The sequence below is a fragment of the Dyadobacter sp. CY323 genome (genome assembly GCF_021390245.1).
Lineage (GTDB): Bacteria > Bacteroidota > Bacteroidia > Cytophagales > Spirosomataceae > Dyadobacter.
Map to the genome: position 1 here is coordinate 1 of NZ_JAJUXH010000048.1, position 1,349 is coordinate 1,349.

Below are 1,349 nucleotides of genomic sequence, written 5' to 3' on the forward strand. Positions count from 1 at the left end.
CGATCCGAAACTGGGGCATGATCCTGAATCAATTTTTGACTATTTTTGAAAACAGAGTCAGGCTTTAAGCTTTGCCCGACCCCGATTGAAAAGTTTACACAGTTAATGCGATAGTCCCTATGAATGAGTCAACGCGCAACGCAATCCAAAGGGACCTATGGCGGTTTATGATCATCGGAAGTTTTCTGTTTTCTATATTTTGTGTTTTAGTCAAAAACAATCTCTCAACTGAAAGACTACCGTTTCGATATTATATCCTAGCAGGTGCCGCATCTCTTACAGTTGAAGCAATTCTCTATCTTATAATCAGGAACTGGTCGAAGCGCAGCAAAACTATGGTTATTTGGTTAATAGTTTTTCTTTGGCTAGGAGTTTGTTTAATGCATGGAAGGGGATGAGATCAGGATACGCTTACAAAATCAGCTTGTCCATATAATCGGAGATCGTTCTGTTGATTAGGAAACGATGATCAGGAAATCAGTGAGCGTTTTATGAGATTTTAAGACTGACTCGAAAATCTCGCGTTCTTGACGTTACGTGATATTGCAAAGTATCTTGTAATCGTTGTGCATTGGTAATCAGATCTCGAATGATACCGATCTTAAAAAATCTCCTAATAATCTGCATGACAAGTTTACTATTGAGCCGTTGCAGTGAGCCAAAGCCTTACGTTGTCAAATGCATCGATGGCATTGTTCCTTATGAGGAGGCAGGGGGGACCATCAAGTCATTCTCAATCAACAACGATGATATGAATCTCAATGAGAGAGCTATCGTTATTCAATCCCAAATTGAATATAATTCCTATCTCGTTTCGTCGAGCTTCGGCAATTCACCTCAGATTGACTTTCGTTCCAAAACGCTTCTAGTTGGACGGCTCCACACGGTTTACTCAACCGGATTGCTACGCCAGGAGATTGTGAGTCACTGTGAGAAAAAGATCATCGATTATAATATAGAATTATACAAGAAAGCTGATGCCGGTAAGGGTAACACCAACTATTACGCGGTTATTCCAAAGATATCCGAGGACACAAAAGTTAATTTTAACGTAACGATCAGCGAATAGCAATCACGATCAAAGTTCGTACGCCTTATAAAATAAGCTCTTGCCGAGAGGAGAATGTTTCAGGAATGAGCATTTTCCGAGAATTATATATAAATTAGTTATATATCGTATATTTAGTACTCAGCTTTGACTTTTACTGATGCGGCGATTCTGTTTTTATTTTATTCTTTTGATCAGCTTCTACTGCCCTGGCTGTGATGGGTTAGACGAGCCAATCCGTCTAGAAAAAATTGTTTTTCATTCCAGTATGTGTTTCGGCGACTGCTCCGTGTATTCCGCC

1 protein-coding gene is annotated in these 1,349 nt (G+C 39.7%); it reads left to right on the forward strand.

Annotated features, from left to right (window positions below):
• The first annotated feature begins 625 nt into the window (after window positions 1-625).
• Window positions 626-1,069 (forward strand): hypothetical protein, encoded by a 444-nt coding sequence (locus LZG72_RS29055; protein WP_233878761.1) that lies wholly within the window; start codon window positions 626-628, stop codon window positions 1,067-1,069.
• Window positions 1,070-1,349 lie beyond the last annotated feature (280 nt).